This is a genomic window from Bacillus norwichensis, from assembly GCF_014836955.1.
Lineage (GTDB): Bacteria > Bacillota > Bacilli > Bacillales > Bacillaceae_C > Siminovitchia > Siminovitchia norwichensis.
In genome coordinates this window covers 1-1,037 of the sequence record NZ_JACSPV010000105.1, presented here as the reverse complement: position 1 = coordinate 1,037, position 1,037 = coordinate 1, and the positions used below count along the sequence as shown (strand labels likewise).

General features: G+C 35.0%; 1 protein-coding gene and 1 pseudogene. Both read left to right on the top strand.

Annotated features, from left to right (window positions below; genetic code table 11):
• Window positions 1-450 (top strand): annotated as a pseudogene (locus H9631_RS22130) (hypothetical protein); the annotation flags it as partial.
• Window positions 447-842 (top strand): CDI toxin immunity protein, encoded by a 396-nt coding sequence (locus H9631_RS22125; RefSeq protein WP_191816620.1) that lies wholly within the window; start codon window positions 447-449, stop codon window positions 840-842. The pseudogene H9631_RS22130 and the gene H9631_RS22125, both read left to right, overlap by 4 nt.
• The last annotated feature ends 195 nt before the right edge of the window (window positions 843-1,037 follow it).

The following is a 1,037-nucleotide window of genomic DNA, read 5'->3' as shown; positions in this document are numbered from 1 at the left end:
GCAAGCAGCCAAAAGAAAACAACAAAGAAGGCCAAAGCGAAGACAACAGCCAAGAAAACTGCCAGTCCAGTTAGAGCAGGAACCAAAGCTGGAAAACAAGCTAAGGGTATAGGAAAAGGGGAGCAGATATTAGGTAAAGTCAAGACTTATGAACAAGCTAGAAATAAAGCACTAGACTTGATTGGGGATTTAGGACCGAATTCAAAGCCCTATACTGGAACACTTAAGTCAAGTGCTGGATATGGTAAAGTGGTTGGTAGGCAGTCTGCTGACGGAAAAGTAAGATGGAGATTAGACTACGACCCAGAAAAAGGAATGCATATAAATATTGAAGATTTTCGTAATGGCAAAGGAGCTAATGCTCGGAAAATCGTAATTCCATTTGAGGGCAACGAAAGTACCTTTAAATCTCTATTAAAACATTTGAATAAAAAAGGGGAGTTTAAATGAGTCTATTTGATGAGTGTATTGAAGTACTAGGTGAGAATGTACATGTTTTTTCTGATAGTCAGAGAGAGCAAATATTAAACGATTTTGAAAGTTCATTTCCATTTACTAAGTGGGGGCGAATTGAATGGGATAAAGTATCTAATCACACTGAGGTGAATACAGTTGATGAGATAATTTCCTTTTTAAATCAAAACATTAATGAATATAGTAATGTTATTTATGTAATTTGGGACGAAGGAACCTTACCTATTATTCAATCTAATTTAGATAAAGTATTTGAAGTTATAGATGATGTTACTGCTGTAAGTTTTGATACATGGTTATTTTCACCATCTTCAGGATATGTTATAGAGATATTTCATGATGGTGAGGTAAGAATAGGATTAAAGTAATATTGGATTAACCCTCAGAAGAGAATTTATATTTCTCTTTTGAGGGTCGTTTTATTAGTGACGGAGTGCCGAATAGATAGCTTTTTACCTAGGGAAGAGATATAACTCTTATAAGGGAAGTGTAAACTAAACCGTGTAAGTAAGTGTGTTTATCCCCAAAAGTTAAAGTTTTTATTATGCAGCTGATTGGCTGGA

What these genes read in the sequence shown, in the direction of transcription:
- H9631_RS22125 (WP_191816620.1), top strand. Translation starts at nt 447, where the DNA reads ATGAGTCTATTTGATGAGTGTATTGAAGTACTAGGTGAGAATGTACAT.